The following is a 17009-nucleotide window of genomic DNA, read 5'->3' as shown; positions in this document are numbered from 1 at the left end:
ACATATGAGCGTCCCACGGGCGAGGGCGGCCTGCGCTCGATTCAGGAACTTTCCATGTTACTGGTAGAAAAGTGAAAAAGGCTGCAATTTAGATTGCAGCCTTCTTGATAGATGCAGTTATTCTGCTCTTTTCAGCGCGTCGCCGAGAATGGAAACGATGTCGTCGAAATGGGATTTTTCGGCGATCAGCGGCGGCGAAAGAGCAATGATGTCGCCGGTGACGCGAATGAGCAGGCCACGTTCGAAGCAATCCACAAAGACATCATAGGCACGGGCGCCGATCGCGCCGTCGCGCGGCTGGAGTTCTATGCCGGCGATGAAACCGATGGTGCGGATGTCGATGACGTTGGGCGAGCCCTTGAGCGAATGAATGGCATCGTGCCAGGCGTCTTGCAATTCGGAGGCGCGGGTGAAGAGGCCCTCGTCGCGATAGATGTCCAGCGTTGCGATGCCTGCGGCGCAGGCGACAGGATGGCCGGAATAGGTATAGCCATGGAACAGTTCTATCTGGCTTTCGGGGCCATGCATCAAGGCATCATGAACCTCGCGGCTGGTGAATACCGCGCCCATGGGGATAGCTCCATTTGTGAGCCCCTTCGCCGTGGTGACGATATCGGGCGTCACGCCGAAGTAATTGCTGGCGAAGGATGAGCCCATGCGTCCGAAACCGGTGATGACCTCATCGAAGATCAGCAGAATGCCGTGCTTGTCGCAGATGGTGCGCAGGCGTTCCAGATAGCCTTTCGGTGGCACGAGGACACCGGTGGAGCCCGCCACGGGTTCCACGATGCAGGCGGCGATGGTTTCCGCACCGTGCAGGGCGACCAACCGTTCCAGATCGTCCGCGAGCTCGGCGCCGTGCTCTGGCTGGCCCTTAACGAAGCTGTTCTTCGTAAGATCGTGGGTGTGACGCAGATGGTCGGCGGGGATTTGCGGGAAGACGCGGCGGTTGTTGACGAGGCCGCCCACGGAAATGCCGCCGAAACCGACACCGTGATACCCACGTTCGCGGCCGATGAGGCGGCTGCGCGTTCCCTGGCCAATGGCGCGCTGATAGGCGATCGCGATTTTCAGCGCCGTATCGACCGATTCCGATCCCGAACCAGTGTAGAAGACGCGGTCCAGTTTGCCGCCTTCCGGGCCGGGGGCGATTTCCGCCAGCCGTTCGGCAAATTCGAATGCGACCGGGTGACCCATCTGGAATGAAGGTGCGTAATCCATAGTGGAAAGCTGGTGCTTCACTGCGGAGGCAATCTGCTGGCGTCCGTGGCCGGCATTAACGCACCAGAGGCCAGCCGTTCCGTCGAGAACCTGACGGCCATCATTGCTGGTGTAATACATGCCTTCGGCGCTCGCCAGCAGACGGGGATTGGCTTTGAACTGCCGGTTGGCGGTAAAAGGCATCCAGTAGCTGTCAAGCGATGTGGAATTAGATCGGCTCGGGTTGTCCATCACGGTTCTCCTGTTCATGGCCGACGATTGAAAGCTATTTTCTTCACCGAACAAGCCCTTTTCTCCATGTGGCGAAGTGATTGAAAATACTGTAAGCGTGAAGACGGGTTTTCGATATTTCGAACAACGGCAACGGGGGCGACGGGATGTCGGTGGATATAGGGGGACGTTTGCGCCATCTGCGGCTGCGCCACAATATTTCCCAACGGGAACTGGCAAGGCGTGCTGGTGTCACTAATTCTACGATTTCCCTGATCGAATCGAACACCTCGAACCCCTCCGTGGGCGCGCTGAAACGCATTCTGGATGGCATACCGATAGGGTTGGCCGAATTTTTCGCCTTTGAGCCCGAGACGAGCCGTAAGGCTTTTTACCGGGCGGACGAGCTGGTTGAAATTGGCAAGGGCCCGATCTCGTTTCGCCAGGTGGGCGAGAATGTCTTCGGCCGTAGCCTGCAGATACTGAAAGAGTGCTACCAGCCCGGCGCCGATACCGGCAAGGTGCCCTTGGTCCATGATGGCGAAGAAGGCGGCATTATCCTTTCAGGGCGACTGGAGGTGACGGTGGACGAGGAGAGGCGAGTGCTCGGCCCGGGTGATGCCTATTATTTCGAAAGCCGAAGGCCACATCGCTTCCGCTGCGTCGGACCGGTGGCCTGTGAGGTCATCAGCGCCTGCACACCGCCGACCTTCTGATTCCCCAAATTAGGGCCTGGAACCACCTCCAGGACAGGCTCGAAGGACTGCGTTCAAAAAAAGAGGCCGTCAGCTATGCGGTTTTTGCGTGGCTGCCATGACAATAATGCAGTTTCTCGCCACTCTTTTGCCGCCTTTGCCGCCTTTTAGCGATTTTTCTATCGCTTTTTCTTGGCGAGGTGCAGGTAGGGGGCAAAAAATCCCAGCCAATATGTCAAATTTTATATGCATTGCCACAATCTTGCTGCGCCGCAAAAAAATTTAATAGTCTGTTATATGCCGCGCTGTTCTTAACGTTCCTGTCTCATCTCGCCAAGTTATAAGAAACACATAAGAAAAGGCGATCGCGTGCACAAAAACCAATACATGCGACGGCGTCACCCATGCTCTCAAGACATGGCGTCCAGCACATTTGTTGCTTTTTTATGCAACTGTTAATATTGCCCGGACGTTGATCGGCCGCTCACGCAAGAAATCGCATAGACGGTTATGGGCAAAGTGCCTTACAAAAAATCCATTAGCATCAAATTCCGAACACAGACTTGTTATCTCCTTTAGACGGAAAGACGCGCCTCCGGGCACCGACCAATCGCAAAACATAAATGGAGTTCTCTCTATGAAGTCCGCGACCCAATCGGCTGAACAGACACTCAGCAGCTCCGAAGATTTCGATGTCAGTTTCCCTATCGGGGGCATCGCAAAACGCAGCTTCGATATGACATCGGCTGCTCTTGCGCTGCTCATCTTCAGCCCGATATTCCTGCTGATCGCCGTTCTGGTGAAGATGTCCGACCCCGGTCCGATCTTTTATGGTCACCGTCGTGTGGGACATAATGGCCGCTATTTCCATTGCCTGAAATTCAGGACGATGGCGATGAACGGCGATGAGATCCTGCGGCAATATCTTGCCGCCAATCCGGAGGCCGCCGAGGAATGGCGGGCTACCCGCAAGCTCAAGAACGATCCGCGTGTTACGGCCGTTGGCGCCGTGCTGCGCAAGCTCTCCCTTGATGAATTGCCGCAGCTCATTAACATCCTTCGTGGTGAAATGAGTGTGGTTGGTCCGCGTCCCGTCGTGGACGAGGAGCTGAGCTACTATGAAAGCGCTGCCGCCTATTATCTCAGCACCCGCCCGGGTCTGACCGGCCTGTGGCAGATCAGCGGCCGTAACGACGTGTCTTACAAGACCCGCGTTGCCTTCGACACACAATATGTCCAGAACTGGTCGATGCGGCAGGATGTATTCATCATCGTCAAGACCATTCCCGCCGTGTGCTTGTCACGCGGAAGCTACTGAAAACCGATATTGAGTTCGGCTATATCGATCTTCGCTTCGACACGCACCCTGACCGGGATCCCAAGTCCGGTCTTCGGGTGCGTCATTGGTGCTAATCATACCGGCCGCTTCTTGCGGCGCCGCCTTGCCGGTCGCGCGACGGCCTGATCGCCTGTATGGCGATCCGCTAACAGGGAGTTTCCCGATGAACGGCTTTTCCGCCGCCCACCGCCCGTTTGTGGCCCTCGTTCTTGCTGCTACCGTCGCTTTTTCCGCGCCGCTTTCCGCAATGGCTGCGGATGGCGCTCAATATAAGCTCGGTACCGCGGACAAGCTGCGTATCCGCGTTGCCGAATGGCAACCGGCCGACGGCAGCATCCGCAACTGGGATGTCATCAACGGCGACTATTCCGTCGGGCCCTCCGGTACGCTGTCCTTGCCCTTCATCGGTCAGCTCGACGTCGCAGGCAAGACGCCTTCCGAGGTGAGCGACCAGATCGGTGCTCAGCTTCAGAGCAAGTTCGCCCTCCGCAACCTGCCTTCGGCCTCCGTGGAGATCGCCCAGTTCCGGCCGATCTTTCTGAGTGGCGATGTGCAGACACCGGGTGAATATCCCTATGCCCCCAACATTACGGTGCTGAAGGCTGTCAGTCTTGCAGGCGGCTTGCGGAGGTCCGACGCCGGACAGCGTTTTGCCCGCGACTTCATCAATGCACGTGGTGACGCCGCGGTCTATGATAACCAGCGGGCAAGGCTGCTTGCCCGCCAGGCGCGGTTGATCGCCGAGGTAAAGGGCGATCAGACGATTACCAAGACGCCGGAGATGGAAAAGATCGCCGAGATCGACACGCTTCTCGCCAGCGAAAGCGCGCTGATGAAATCGCGGACCGAGCGTTATACACTTCAGCTCAAAGCGCTGACGGACTTGCACGCGCTTTTGCAGAGCGAAGTCGAATCCCTGAAGAAAAAGTCCGAAACGCAGAACCGGCAGCTTCAACTCGCCAATGAAGACCGCGACCGCGTCAACAGGCTGAACGAGCAAGGCCTTGCCTTGTCGCAGCGGCGCATTTCGGCAGAAGAACGTGCGGCCGAGGTGGAATCCACCCTCCTCGATATCGACACGCAGTCGCTGCGCGCAAAACAGGATATCAACAAGGCAACCCAGGACGAGATCAACCTGCGCAACGACTGGGTGGCGCAGCGCTCCAAGGAGTTGCAGGATACGGAAGCGGAACTCGACAAGCTCAATCTGCAGCTGACCACCAGTCGCGAACTGATGTCGGAGGCACTGGCGCAATCGGCCGAGGCGATCCGCTTCGATCCATCGGGTAAGTCCGCGACGATAAGCTATGTCGTGGTGCGTGAAGAAAACGGCAAGCCGAAGGAGTTGAAAGTCGATGAAAATGCCTTGCTTCAGCCCGGCGACGTCATCAAGGTCTCTTCCGAAATCCTGATGCAGTGAGGTTTCAATGCGGATCGCCAAGTCGGCGCTGATCGATCCCGAACGCAATGAGATTTATGGAATGACGGCCGTTGCGCTGTCATTCTTCGTCTTCGCCTATTCGTCGCGTTTCGGGCAAGTCTCGGTTCTGGCCTATTATGGCATGTGGTTGCCGTTAGTGGCGGTCGACTACCGGCGCGTGCTCGGCAATTATCCACGTTACCTGTGGATTTTCGCCTTCAGCATTCTTACCGTCCTGTCCAGCTTCTGGTCGGAGGCGGTGTCTGTAACCATGCGCGCCTCCATTCAATACCTTACCCATATCGTCTGCGCGCTGGTTGCCATGCGCGTGATTTCAATCCGCACCCTGACGCGGGGCGCTCTGATTGGCATAGGCGTCGTCCTGCTCTATTCGCTTCTGTTCGGCATCTATCTTTTTGACGCGCTTGATGGGACCTACAGTTTCGTCGGTGCCTTCTCATCCAAAAACCAGCTCGGTTTCTATGCGTCGCTGGGCGTCATTTTTGCTGCCTCGTCTGTGCTGGTACTGAAGCAAAGGGGCATCTGGCTGCCGATTGCAGGCGTGACGGGACTCTTGTCGGCCTATAGTCTCATCGCATCCCAATCTGCCACCTCCGCCATCACCACCGCGGCCGTTGTCGCCCTCATCATCGGTTTTATCCCGATCGGGATGCTTTCGCCCGCAAACCGTAAAATGATGTTTTTTGCTCTCGGCGGTCTCGGAGCACTGCTTGCGGTGGCTTCGCTGCAATTCGGTCTGTTAGATGCCATTCTCGGTGTCTTCGGCAAGGATTCGACGCTGACCGGCCGAACCTATCTCTGGCAGCAGGGCATAGAGGCTGCAAAGCAGGCTCCGATCCTGGGGGTCGGCTATCAGGGATTCTGGGTCGCAGGGTTTGCCGATGCCGAACGGTTGTGGAACGACTTCTTCATCACCGGCCGCAGCGGCTTCCATTTCCACAATACCTATATCGAGACAGTGGTGGAAAACGGCTTTGTCGGCATGATCCTGTTGGGCATGGTGCTTTACGGCACGCTGCTGGGGCATCTGAGATCGGTGCTGATGCTTCGAAGCGACCCGCAGGGCGTTATCCTTTTTGCGATTTGCGCGCTGTTCGTGGTGCGATCCTTCGTGGAGATTGACATCATCTTCCCCTATCAGATCGGTTCGTTCCTGCTTTATTTCGCGGCCGGAAAACTTTGCCTTCCGGTAAAGGCGGCGCGGAACGGTGAGACTCACCCCGCGATCGGCATGAGGCTGCAGACCAGACCCTAGAGATAATCCGCCGAGACATGTGGACTGGCGTGAATGAAGCTCCACATGTCCTTACTGACCTCGACAATGTCGGCGATTGATTTTTCGAGCTGGCCGATTTCCTTTTCGTCCATGCGCTCGACCTTGCCGTAGCGGACCTGGCTGTCATCTTCCACCAGACGCATCAGCTGGGTGCTGGCGATATCGCCCTTTTCGTCAAAAGAATAGATGCAGTGATTGTATTTGTTGCGCGTCTTCGCTTCCCTCTTCAGCCGCGCCATGATGGAGAGGACAGTCTTCCGGTCCTTCGCGTCGGTGGAGGGAAGCTTTGCCAGGCGTTCGATGAGATCCATGCGCGCCCGCGTGGTGTTGAGGGTGAGGAACACAACGATGGCAGCCTCCTTGTCCACTTTCAAAAGGTGGACGATCAGATAGATCATCAGGCTCTCGGTGTTGGTCCACACATAGTTCAGCCTGCCGACCAGCAGCAATACATCCGACATCGCCGCCATGACGCTTCTCCCGCCCCGACAAAACATCCTTCGACATCATATGCCGACTGCCGCGGAAAAGACAGGGTAGGTTACTGATATTTCTTCATCTTTCCTTGAAAGCACGGGACATGCTGTCAGCGATCGGCTTGGTCAGATATTCGAAGAAAGTACGCTCCGAAGTCTGGATCAATACGTCGGCCGGCATGCCCGGCACCGGGTGGAAATTATGGACCTTGGCGATTTCCTCATCGGGCACCTGCACGCGCACGATATAAACATCCTTGACCTGCAGACCGGCGTTCTCCTCGATGCTGTCGGCGGAAACATAAAAAACCTTGCCGTTCAGGACCGGCGTGGTGCGGCGGTTGAGCGCTGAAAGACGGATCGCTGCCGTCTGGCCCTCGTGTAGCTGGTCAATCGAGGTTCTGAGCACCTGCGCCTCGAGGATCAGCGGAACATGGGCTGGCAGGATTTCCATGATCGGCTTGCCTGTCGTGATGACGCCGCCGGGCGTGTGATAATAAGCGCGCACGACAGTTCCGTTGACGGGGGAGCGGATGACGGTGCGCTCCAGCACTTCGGCGGCCCCACGGACCTGTTCGCGCACGCTGTCAAGATCGGACTCCGCCGTCTCCAGCGCGTCAAGCGCCGCCTGCTTGTTGGCGTTGACTGCAATGATCGCTTCCTGCTTGAATTTGGCGATTTCCGCTTCGCTCTGGTTCATTTCGCCGCTCAGACGGGCAATGTCTCCCATCGCATCGGCAATGGCGCGCTCCAGCGCCAGCATGTCGGTCTTGCGGATGACACCATCCTTGGCCAGCCTATCCTTGGAATCGCGTTCCTGTGTGAGAAGCGCGAGTTGCCGGTCAAAGGACTGCTTCTGCCCGTCATAACCCGCATAACGAAACTCCAGCGACCTGATGTTCTTCTCGATCAGGTTCAACTGCTCTTCGAGCTTGATGAGTTTGCTATGGAACACGATGTTCTGGCTCTGGATGATGGCGTTGATATCCGGATCGCCGGCTTCCTTCATGACGATGTCTGGCACCTTGAAGCTCTTTGCGCCCTGCGCTTCGGCGCGCAGGCGCGTGACGATGGTCTCAAGCCGAAGCCGCCGCAGCTGCAACATGCGTTCGTTGGCGAGCGCCGTCGTCTTGTCGAGTGTGAGCAGCACGTCGCCTACCTTGACCGTGTCGCCTTCGCTGACCATCATCTCCTTGATGATGCCACCTTCCAGATGCTGCACGACCTTGTTATTGCCGGTGGCGACGAAGCTGCCCTGGGCGATGATGGCGGAGGAGAGCGGCGCGGTGCCAGCCCAGTAGCCGAACCCGCCGAAGGAGGCGAGCAGCACGGCAAGACCGATCGAGCTGTGCAGGCGGATTGAGCGCGGTACCTCGCTGTACCATTCCAGCTGACCCTGTGGTTTGACTTCGGCAATGGCGTTCTTTTTCCTGAACATGACGATCCTCAACCCTCGATCTGCGGGGACTGGCTGGCCTGGCGGCCATTGCCGGAGAGCGCTTTCAGCACGTCCATCCTTTCGCCGAACATGGCGACCGACCCGTCCTTCAGCACCATGATCTTGTCGACGCATTGCAGAAGCGCCGGCCGCTGGGTGATTGTGACAGTGGTGATGCCCTGTCTTTTGGCGTGCAGCAGAGCCTTGGCCAGGGCCTGCTCACCCTGGGTGTCGAGATTTGAGTTCGGTTCGTCCAGTACCACGAATTTGGGGTCGCCGAAGAAGGCCCGAGCAAGTGCGATACGCTGTTTCTGCCCGCCGGAAAGTGGTGCGCCATCGGCGGCGACCACGGTTTCATAACCCTGCGGGAAACCGGCAATCAACTCGTGAACGTCGGCCAGAACTGCGGCCTCATAGATTTGCCTGTCCTCTATATCGTCGCGCATGCGGCAGATATTGGCTTTGATGGTGCCCGGGAACAATTGCACGTCCTGCGGCAGATAACCGATGCTTTCCCCGAACTGCCGCTGGTCCCAGTTGCGCAGGTCCATGAGATCGAGACGGACATTGCCCGATGTAGGCAGGATGGAGCCGACCAGCATTTTGCCAAGTGTCGTCTTGCCGGAGCCGGAATTGCCGATGATGGCAAGCGATTCACCCTTTTTCAGCGAAAAAGAGATACCGTTCAGGATCACTTTCTTCTGCGGCGGCGGTACGAAGAGAATGCGCTCAACATCCAGGCGTCCTTCCGGATTGGGAAGGCGCAGGCGCGGGAAATTGAGCGGTGAGCTGATGAGGAGCTGCTTGATGCGGCCATAGGAGGCGGCCGATTTGTTGAACTGGTGCCAGCCCTCGATCGCTCCTTCAATGGGCGCGAGCGCACGGCCCGAGACGATGGAGGCCGCAATCACCATCCCGCCTGTCAGCTCGCCGGAGAGCGAAAGATGCGCGCCCCAGCCGAGAAGCGCAACCTGTGTGATCATACGCGCGGCCTTGGACACGCCAGAGAACATGATGTTTCGATCCTGTGCGGCCACATGCGATTTCAGCGAGCCCGCCGTTTCGCGGCCCCACATTTTTACCGCTTCGGGGATCATGGCGAGCGCGTTGATGATCTGCGAATTGCGCGACATGGAATCGAGATGGAAATTGGCGCGGCTCAGATAACCCGAGGCTTCGGAGAATTGCCGTGCGGTGAAGCGCTGGTTCAGCCAGGCGATGGTGAACAGCACGGCGCAGCAGACCATGATGATAATACCGAGATGCGGATGGACCAGATAAACCACCACGATGAAGAGCGGCATCAGCGGCGCATCGAGAAAAGCGATAAGGGTTCCCGAGGTGAGGAATGAGCGCAATTGCTGTAAATCCTGCAATATCTGGTAATCCTTGCCGCTGCCATGCAGGGAGGCTCGTGCGGCGGCAGACAGGATGGGAGCGCCGAGCTGGACCTCGAGCTCCACAGCGGTACGCATCAGGATGAAGCGGCGGATGGCATCCATGAAAGCCTGCAGCAGTACCGCTCCGAGAACCGCGACCGTCAGCATCACGAGCGTATCCATCGAGCGGCTCGTCAGCACGCGGTCCGAAATCTGAAACAGATAAAGGGGTATGGCGAGAAGCAGGACGTTGATGGCGACGGTGAACAGCATCACCACAATCATGTTGCGGCGTACCGCGGCGATACCCTTGGCAAGGCTTGCAGCGAAATTGATGGGTTCGCTGCGTTTATGAAAGCCGCTCTGGCTGCTGCCACCGCCGCCGCCACCGCCGCCATTGCCCGTTGGCTCCTTGCCATCGCCGCCACCGCCCGTCGCCGGGCGGCGTTCGGTTTCACGGATCGGACCGTCATTGTTGTCGATAGTCTTGACGAAGGGGAGGTCGGGCGCGCTCTTCAGTTCTGCATTGTCGATCTTGGCTTTGGGGGCAGGTCGCGACGCGGGGTGTGGCTCCTGCTGTGGTGCGGGGTTTCCCGCTGGCATATCCCGCAATGTGCCGGATTGCGGAGTCGTAGGCGAGGGCGGTGGGGCCACCTCCGGAGAGGGCGGGGTTGCCCTAGCGATCTGTTCCGCACCCGACAACTGGCGAAGGTTCTCTACGGCTTCATTGATGGCTGAGATACAGGCGTCTGTCAGCTTGCTGTCTTCCGCGTCCTGATCCAGCGGTAAATCCAGCGAGCGTCCATCCGCAATCGTTCTTCTTGAAATATGATCCATTTTTATCGGTCCCCTCGGTGATCTTGCGGCTTTTGCGGTTACGCAGGCGGAACTACCGCCGGCAAAACCTACGCGGTGACCGCTTGCATGACGTCGGATGAGTGAGCATTGGACCACGACAGGTCGTGCCCGGCATTGATGACGCCGTCGGATTCGTTTTCGATGGTGGCGGGATCGTCGTGGAGAAAAGCGATGACCTCGTTGGCAAGTTGGCCCGGTTGCGCCGGCTGCGACGTATCGTTTTCGATGATGCCGCCCTGTATCAGAATGGCGTCGGAATAAACGCCGCCGGCAACATAGGTGGTGGAACCGAAGCTGTCGTAATCAATGATCTGCGCGAGATTGATGACGGCATTGCTGCCGGTATCGATATGGACGTCGGCATTCTCGTTGTTTTCGAGCACCTTGGCCGCGGCCTGGGTAACGTCGTCGGAATCGCCGAGCACACTCACCTGCTTGATGATGCTGACATCGTAGAGATTGCCGGTGATGTAGAGCACGTTCAGTCCCTGATAGCCGGCAAAATTGCTGTCATGCGCAAGTGCATCCGGCATGTTCGGATCGCGCTCATTGATCGCGGACACCGTCTGCGCCATGTAGTCGGGCATCGTTTCGAAACGGTCGTTGGAGCCGACGTTATAGATGGAGGCATCATTCCAAAGGAGATTGTTGCCGGATTGAATAGTGGCGCCCCCCGGTGCATCGGGATTGGCTCGGGCCCAGTCATTGTCGTAAAGCACGGCGATCTGGCTGATGAGGTTCATGTCCAGCACATTGCCGCCAACGATGATGAGGTCATACTGCATTCCGATGCCGAGGAAATTCGCAATATTGAGTGCGGCATTTCCCCCTGTCAAAAGACTGACGCTCGCACCGGAGGTCGTGATCGTCATCGTGTCGTTGTCGCTGACGAACTGGTATTGTTCGATCCAATGCACGAAGGAAACGTCACCCTCTAATACGCTGACGCGCCACGCGGTGGGGAAAATCGGCATTTCGCCGGTTTCAGGGCTCTCCGCAGCCGTATTTTCCGCGCCGGGGAAAATGCTGCGTTCGAAATTGGCGATGTTATAGGCGGCCGTGTCGGCCTGATCCTCGGAACGGGTGAAAACGGAAGCGATTTCGTCCCTGTCGCTATAGATATAGGCCTGGGTGATCGCATCGATCTGGTGGTAGTCACCCATTACGGCGGTGACGGAGGTCATGACGGCGGTGTTGACCAATGTGGCGACGTTGGCGACGACATTGGCGCCTGCGGCCACATCGAGACTGTTGCCGGCGGGACTTTCTTCATGCAGCGCAACGTCACTTCGTTCCGGTTCTTCCGGAGGCTTGGCAATGCCGCGATCCGGCATGTAGTCGTCCAGCGCCGGCTTCTCAGCGGCGGCAACGCCATTGATATAAAGACCATTGATGTCGTTGCCGGCCAGGACGAAATCCTGATCTGCGCCGGTCCCGAGTGAGGTAACGCCGTTGTCTCGGGCGTGCTCGATATAATCATGCGCGGTCTTGGCGAGAGCCTGCAGCGCATCATAGCTGTCGGTGCGCTGGAAACCGGAAAAAGGGGTGAAGACGGACGCTTCGTTGTAGAATTCGACTGTACGTTCAGTGACGAAGCTGGTGTCGCGGGCCACGTTGGGGCCGTCCGTCATATTCAGATAATCATCGTCCTGAAGAATATTCACCTGCGCGATATGGGCGACAACCGAGCCTGGGCCGGTATGAATTACCAGCTCACGTTCGTCCTCGAAGGAAAGGCGACCTGGAAAGCGGAAATTCGCAGCGGAAATATCGACCGGTATCGAATTCGCAAACTGCTGCATGTCATGTTCGACCGTGCGTGCGAAATGCGGCGGCAGATAATCGAAGTCGTAATAGCCGGCATGGTACTTGACGCCAGGATCGTAGTCCTGAAGTGCAACGTCATAGTTCTTGTCGAGCAGCCTTGCTGCTTCCTCTTCCGGCAGTTGCTCAGGCCCGGAACGTGCGGGGCCTTCACTATAGTTGTTTCGCAGACGTGCTTCTTCGGCCATCGTGTCGAACAGGCCGATGAAATGCGCGATCATGTCTGAAATCTTGTCAATATGCATTGGAGGTCCCTCCCCGATCATTGCGGCACGTCACAGATGGCGGGCGGCACACGTCTTGGAAGCGGTGCTTCTCTGTCGCCAGGCCTGTCCATGAACCGCAAACTGCACCGGCGGACGCCGGTGCAGCTCTTTTCGTCAAGAGATGGTTGTCAGGAGTGATCCTCACCGACGTCCGAGACACTGGAGTTGCCCCCTGTGACCGTGACGTCAACGGCATTGGAGAGCATGTTGGCGCCCTGCACCAGCTCCAGATGGAAGCCGGAATTTGCAAGGATTGCCGATGCATCGGCCGTGCTGGTGCCCGCTGCGTCGTCGCCGGCCTTGAGATCCCATCCCTTGCCGTCGATGCCTTCTGCGCCATAGGCGTCGCCTGCATTGGCGCTCAGGTGGTTTTCGGCGCCACCGTTCTGCATCTTGATGTCGTACGCCTCATCCTGATCCGCCAGGTGGTTGGCCTGCACGAGGCTGAAGCCCGTGTCGTTGCCGTCACCGTTGAGCGAGTCGTTGAGGATGCTGTCGACATCCAGGGTAAAGGAGAAGTCGTCACCCAGATTGAAGGTGAGGTCTCCGCCGGCGATGCCGAGATTGCCGACATCCTTGACGCCCGTGATGTTGCCGAAGTCGTCATCCGACTTGTAGAAACTGTCCGAGGAGTTGAAGCTGTCGGTGGTTGTCGAGACCTTGGTGGAGGTGTCGTTGTCGGAATAGGAGAACGTCTTGTTGTCCGTATCCGTAATCGTCTTCACGTTGGTGTCGTTGTCGCTGTACGACTTGCTTTCATAGCTCCAGTCGTAATCGGTCTTGATTTCGGTGCTGGTTTCGGTGCTCGTCTTGGTCGTCGTGTCGTTATCGCTGTACGACTTGCTGTCATAGCTCCAGTCATAGTCGTTATCGCGATTGTCACCATTGCCGACTGCAACATCGATCTTGGCATCAACATCCACATTGGTGCTGTTGTCGCTATTGTCGTTGTTGCGGTTTTCACCGTTCGCGGTGCCGACGTTGCTGTCTTCCACCTTGGCGTCATTGGTAGTCGTGTTGGCAAAACCATCGGAAAGCGCGCCGATCTTGGTGATATCGTCGTCGCTGCCAGCGGATTTATGATCATAACCCATTTCGATTTCCTCCGAAAAAGCTCGGAGCAGCTTTCGAAATCCCTCTCATCTCAAATGGGATTTTTTCGCGCTTGCTCCGGATAGCATGAAGATTGATGTTTTGCAGATGGACTCGGTTACGCATCATCTGCGGTTCGGTATTGGCCCGTGGACGGGCTCTTTTTGTTCAGCCCTTGTGCGCTACTCGGTAAAAAAGGGCGCACAAATCCGTTCCTCGCTCCAGCAGGGGAGCGCGGTGGCTTCGTCTTTTCGCTTGCATGTTTTCTTGAAAAGGGTCCGGCGCTCTCAAACACACGTCAAGGCCGGGAGTGTCTTTCCATCAGCCGCCGTTCAGCGACGGTTAGACTGTGCCGCAGAAAAATTGCGCTTCCTAGATATCAATTTGGGCTAAACCTATCGGCGTTCCACCCGGATATATACGTCGCAAGCGGTTGTCCTGCGCATCGTTCGCCGGTTCATTCTCGAAAAAAACGCCGCTTCGGCAGGGCAGAGCGGCTGTTTCGTGAAACATGGTTTATTTCGGTGGAGAGAGGTCCCCATCCCGAAAAGGCACAGGCTTTGGCATGTGCAGCAGGCGAGCTATGTTGAGCGATATCAACTGGAAGTTACATTTCGTCGGAACGCAAAACCAGCACGAAAGCTTTTCCGATATATTTGTTTTTACGCAGGTTCCGGGATCACTGATTCTGATCCGGCTTAACCTATTTTGTATGTCAATTGTAAAAAATAACCCGTTTGGGCCATTTATTTACGCAGCTTTTCGTATTAGCGTTTACGAATTAACGGGTGATTAATAATAGTTGACATGACATGAAGCGGAGAATCGCCTCCAAGTTTTAAGGGGTGGGTCGCCGGGCGGATGACAGACTGCGCAACCAAAAGAAAGTAATGCGTAAGCGCTTGAGGGAGGCGTCAATGTTCATGGGAACGTCAGATTATGCGGCAAAACAAAAAAACGCCGTTACACATATAAATGGAACTTTGTTGATCGTAGCGGATCCGGACCTGTTTTCCGAGTGCCTCATGGAGGCGTTGGGCAAAAAGTTCCCTACATTCTCCGTGGTAAGCGTGACATCGTCGGCAACGATTGATGATGATTACGGCGCCGACGTCCGGCTCGTATTGCCCTATCGCCTGGCGGGTGAGCGGCTTAATAGTGTATTGTCGGCGATCCGTGAAAAACATCCTGAAGCGCCGATTGCGCTCGTCGTGGAGACGATCGACAAAATTGAAGAGCCACTGAAGCGGCTGGTGGGAATGCGCATCATCGATGGTGTGCTGCCGCTTAATCTCCGGCTCGACGTCTTCATGGCGGCGGTCGACCTGCTCATGAAGGGCGGGGAGCATTTCCCGGCGGCCCTTCTAGGCAAGCTTACGCCCTATCCCACCGCAGTCGGTGGTAAAAGCGTGCGGAACAGCCCTGTCATCGCCAACCGTGCCGATGCCCTCGCCGAGAGCAGGAGCGACATGGCGACGCTGACGACGCGTGAGGTGCAAATCCTCGACCTGTTATGCAAGGGTACGCAGAACAAAATCATTGCCGACCGGCTTCATCTGTCCGAGAACACGGTGAAGGTCCACGTTCGCAACATCTACAAGAAGATGAACGTTCGCAACCGCACGGAGGCGGCGTCGCGTTTCTTCAGCAAGGATGAAGGCGCGACGTTCTCCGGCTGGAAGAACTGAGCGTCGGGCTGCCAGAGGCAGCCCGGACGTTATGCAGGAGGCTCAGGGCCTTAGGAAGCAGCGGGACTTTTGCCCAAATCCGCTCGGCGAGCAGATATAGGGAGAAGAGCCCGAATAGGAAGGTCGCGAAACTGCCGGTGTGTCCGAAGCATCTGCAACAAGCGTAACGGCTGCGTTGCCGGTTTTTTGATAGCCATAGGCCGCCTTCGCCGGCGTGACGCGGCTCTTGATCGTAGTCGGGCTGGCCGATGCGGTTGTGAGAACGGCGTCTTCGACGACGGAGCATGAAGCGGTCGCGAAAGTGAAAGTCATAAGTGCGCCGGCAACGAGCGCAAGACGACATTGACGGACTGTTTTGCCGCCACGGAAATAAGGCATTTCATTCATCATGTGTGTCCCCTGAAATCGACTGTCTGTCGCATCTCGCCGGGCGGTTTTGTTCCCGGTGGACCGAGCCTTACAAAACCAGGATAGCCCCGACTGGTTGAGCGAAGCTTGCGCTAATGCTCAATAAGAAAGGCATAATGGAGGCGTAGTTAAAAAGTATTAAATCAAAGGGCTATTTTGAGTAATTTTGGGTAATCAATTGTAATATTTCGATAAATTGAAGTTGACCTGTTTTTGCCTGCGCTTATCATGAAAGTGGAAATTTATCGGATGTGAATATTAAAACCTCAGGAAGAAGAAAAAATAGAGGGATGATATTCAGATAGCGTCAAATGGAGAGTTTAATTCACTTAGTTGAATCGGCTGTGCTGATTCACCGTGGGGAGGTGTGTGTTATGCGTAATTTCGTTCCCAACGAACATGATAACGGCGTTACCATTTACTCAGATTGGAAACCCGGGCAACGGGTACTCGTTAATGGTGGCGCCGGTTTCCTGGGCTCCCATCTCTGCGAGCGGTTGCTGAGCAGCGGTCACGAGGTGATCTGTCTCGATGATCTTTCGACCGGCCGTACCGCGAATGTGGAGCATTTGCGGAACAATAAGCGGTTTCTGATGGTCGAGCACGATGTGCGCAAACCCTATGACATCGATGTTTCGCTGATCTTCAACTTTGCCTCTCCGGCTTCGCCGCCTGATTATCAGCGCGATCCCGTCGGTACCCTTCTCACCAATGTACTCGGCGCAGTCAATGTGCTGGAAGTTGCGCGCAGATGCGGTGCTACCGTGGTGCAGTCCTCGACCTCGGAAGTCTATGGCGATCCCCACGTCAATCCGCAACCGGAAACCTATTTCGGCAATGTAAATACAATCGGGCCGCGCGCCTGCTACGATGAAGGGAAACGCAGCGCGGAAACGCTGTTTTTCGATTATCACCGCACTTTCGGTGTCGATATCAAGGTCGGACGCATTTTCAACACTTACGGGCCGCGTATGCGCCCTGACGACGGCCGTGTGGTTTCGAACTTCATCGTTCAGGCGCTGAAGGGGGACGACATCACCATTTACGGTGATGGCAGCCAGACCCGTTCTTTCTGCTATGTCGATGACCTGATCGATGGCTTCCTGCGCTTCTCGGCCAAACCGAAAGACTGCACCGGGCCGATCAATCTCGGTAATCCCACAGAAATTCCCGTGCGGCAGCTGGCCGACATTGTTATCCGGATGACAGGTTCTCGCTCGCGCATCGTCCATCTGCCTGCCGCGATCGATGATCCGCAGCAGCGTCGTCCGGATATTTCGCGGGCAAACGAGCTGCTGAAATGGCAGCCGCGTGTACCGCTCGAAATCGGCCTTGAAAGAACGATCGTCTATTTCGATGCGTTGCTGGCGGGCCGGAAAGTGGCGGAGGCCGTATGAG

The 17009-nt window shown here is 56.6% G+C and carries 13 protein-coding genes; 6 read left to right on the top strand and 7 right to left on the bottom strand.

What is annotated here, in order from left to right:
- Positions 1-117: 117 nt before the first annotated feature.
- Complete coding sequence (gene aptA / locus BLU28_RS12685; protein WP_022563648.1) at positions 118-1452, bottom strand: omega-aminotransferase AptA; 1335 nt, start codon at positions 1450-1452, stop codon at positions 118-120.
- Positions 1453-1598: 146 nt separating this feature from the next.
- On the opposite strand from aptA, the gene BLU28_RS12680 reads away from it, so the two are divergent.
- The 4 genes from BLU28_RS12680 to BLU28_RS12665 all read left to right on the top strand — a co-directional run bounded on the left by BLU28_RS12680 (position 1599) and on the right by BLU28_RS12665 (position 6161).
- Positions 1599-2147 (top strand): cupin domain-containing protein, encoded by a 549-nt coding sequence (locus BLU28_RS12680; protein WP_004438580.1) that lies wholly within the window; start codon positions 1599-1601, stop codon positions 2145-2147.
- A 616-nt stretch (positions 2148-2763) separates the two neighbouring features.
- Positions 2764-3444, top strand: coding sequence for a sugar transferase (locus BLU28_RS12675; RefSeq protein WP_004438583.1), 681 nt, complete (start codon positions 2764-2766; stop codon positions 3442-3444).
- Between the two features lie 184 nt (positions 3445-3628).
- Positions 3629-4885 carry a polysaccharide biosynthesis/export family protein gene (locus tag BLU28_RS12670; RefSeq protein WP_022563649.1) on the top strand — a complete coding sequence of 419 codons (1257 nt, stop codon included), beginning with the start codon at positions 3629-3631 and terminating at the stop codon, positions 4883-4885.
- A gap of 7 nt (positions 4886-4892) precedes the next feature.
- Complete coding sequence (locus BLU28_RS12665; RefSeq protein WP_022563650.1) at positions 4893-6161, top strand: O-antigen ligase family protein; 1269 nt, start codon at positions 4893-4895, stop codon at positions 6159-6161.
- Here the strand turns inward: BLU28_RS12665 and BLU28_RS12660 are convergent.
- From BLU28_RS12660 to BLU28_RS12640, 5 genes are all read right to left on the bottom strand, one after another.
- Positions 6158-6652, bottom strand: coding sequence for a hypothetical protein (locus BLU28_RS12660; RefSeq protein ID WP_004438593.1), 495 nt, complete (start codon positions 6650-6652; stop codon positions 6158-6160). The genes BLU28_RS12665 and BLU28_RS12660 overlap by 4 nt on opposite strands.
- Before the next feature lie 85 nt (positions 6653-6737).
- Positions 6738-8096, bottom strand: a complete 1359-nt coding sequence (locus BLU28_RS12655) for an HlyD family type I secretion periplasmic adaptor subunit (protein ID WP_022563651.1) — start codon at positions 8094-8096, stop codon at positions 6738-6740.
- A gap of 8 nt (positions 8097-8104) precedes the next feature.
- On the bottom strand, positions 8105-10312 hold the full coding sequence (locus BLU28_RS12650) for a type I secretion system permease/ATPase (RefSeq protein ID WP_022563652.1): 2208 nt from the start codon (positions 10310-10312) through the stop codon (positions 8105-8107).
- Positions 10313-10380: 68 nt separating this feature from the next.
- Positions 10381-12402 (bottom strand): hypothetical protein, encoded by a 2022-nt coding sequence (locus BLU28_RS12645; RefSeq protein ID WP_077986408.1) that lies wholly within the window; start codon positions 12400-12402, stop codon positions 10381-10383.
- 149 nt (positions 12403-12551) lie between these two features.
- A complete protein-coding gene (locus tag BLU28_RS12640; RefSeq protein WP_022563654.1) occupies positions 12552-13517 on the bottom strand; it encodes a hypothetical protein in 966 nt (321 codons plus the stop codon).
- Between the two features lie 915 nt (positions 13518-14432).
- On the opposite strand from BLU28_RS12640, the gene BLU28_RS12635 reads away from it, so the two are divergent.
- Positions 14433-15203: a helix-turn-helix domain-containing protein gene (locus BLU28_RS12635; protein ID WP_022563657.1), complete on the top strand. Its 771-nt coding sequence runs from the start codon at positions 14433-14435 to the stop codon at positions 15201-15203.
- 42 nt (positions 15204-15245) lie between these two features.
- Here BLU28_RS12635 and BLU28_RS26600 read toward each other — a convergent pair whose 3' ends face one another.
- A complete protein-coding gene (locus BLU28_RS26600; RefSeq protein ID WP_077986407.1) occupies positions 15246-15593 on the bottom strand; it encodes a hypothetical protein in 348 nt (115 codons plus the stop codon).
- A 392-nt stretch (positions 15594-15985) separates the two neighbouring features.
- Between BLU28_RS26600 and BLU28_RS12625 the strand changes: the two genes are divergently transcribed.
- A complete protein-coding gene (locus tag BLU28_RS12625; RefSeq protein ID WP_006698573.1) occupies positions 15986-17008 on the top strand; it encodes a UDP-glucuronic acid decarboxylase family protein in 1023 nt (340 codons plus the stop codon).
- Position 17009 lies beyond the last annotated feature (1 nt).

Source organism: Agrobacterium pusense (assembly GCF_900102105.1).
Classification (GTDB): domain Bacteria; phylum Pseudomonadota; class Alphaproteobacteria; order Rhizobiales; family Rhizobiaceae; genus Agrobacterium; species Agrobacterium pusense.
The sequence above is the reverse complement of the archived record's forward strand: the minus strand, read 5'-3'. Positions and strand labels throughout refer to the sequence as shown.

Excerpts from the sequence above, each read along its gene's own strand:
- aptA (WP_022563648.1), bottom strand. The coding sequence starts at position 1,452 with ATGGACAACCCGAGCCGATCTAATTCCACATCGCTTGACAGCTACTGG.
- BLU28_RS12680 (WP_004438580.1), top strand. The coding sequence starts at position 1,599 with ATGTCGGTGGATATAGGGGGACGTTTGCGCCATCTGCGGCTGCGCCAC.
- BLU28_RS12675 (WP_004438583.1), top strand. The coding sequence starts at position 2,764 with ATGAAGTCCGCGACCCAATCGGCTGAACAGACACTCAGCAGCTCCGAA.
- BLU28_RS12670 (WP_022563649.1), top strand. The coding sequence starts at position 3,629 with ATGAACGGCTTTTCCGCCGCCCACCGCCCGTTTGTGGCCCTCGTTCTT.
- BLU28_RS12665 (WP_022563650.1), top strand. The coding sequence starts at position 4,893 with ATGCGGATCGCCAAGTCGGCGCTGATCGATCCCGAACGCAATGAGATT.
- BLU28_RS12660 (WP_004438593.1), bottom strand. The coding sequence starts at position 6,652 with ATGGCGGCGATGTCGGATGTATTGCTGCTGGTCGGCAGGCTGAACTAT.
- BLU28_RS12655 (WP_022563651.1), bottom strand. The coding sequence starts at position 8,096 with ATGTTCAGGAAAAAGAACGCCATTGCCGAAGTCAAACCACAGGGTCAG.
- BLU28_RS12650 (WP_022563652.1), bottom strand. The coding sequence starts at position 10,312 with ATGGATCATATTTCAAGAAGAACGATTGCGGATGGACGCTCGCTGGAT.
- BLU28_RS12645 (WP_077986408.1), bottom strand. The coding sequence starts at position 12,402 with ATGCATATTGACAAGATTTCAGACATGATCGCGCATTTCATCGGCCTG.
- BLU28_RS12640 (WP_022563654.1), bottom strand. The coding sequence starts at position 13,517 with ATGGGTTATGATCATAAATCCGCTGGCAGCGACGACGATATCACCAAG.
- BLU28_RS12635 (WP_022563657.1), top strand. The coding sequence starts at position 14,433 with ATGTTCATGGGAACGTCAGATTATGCGGCAAAACAAAAAAACGCCGTT.
- BLU28_RS26600 (WP_077986407.1), bottom strand. The coding sequence starts at position 15,593 with ATGATGAATGAAATGCCTTATTTCCGTGGCGGCAAAACAGTCCGTCAA.
- BLU28_RS12625 (WP_006698573.1), top strand. The coding sequence starts at position 15,986 with ATGCGTAATTTCGTTCCCAACGAACATGATAACGGCGTTACCATTTAC.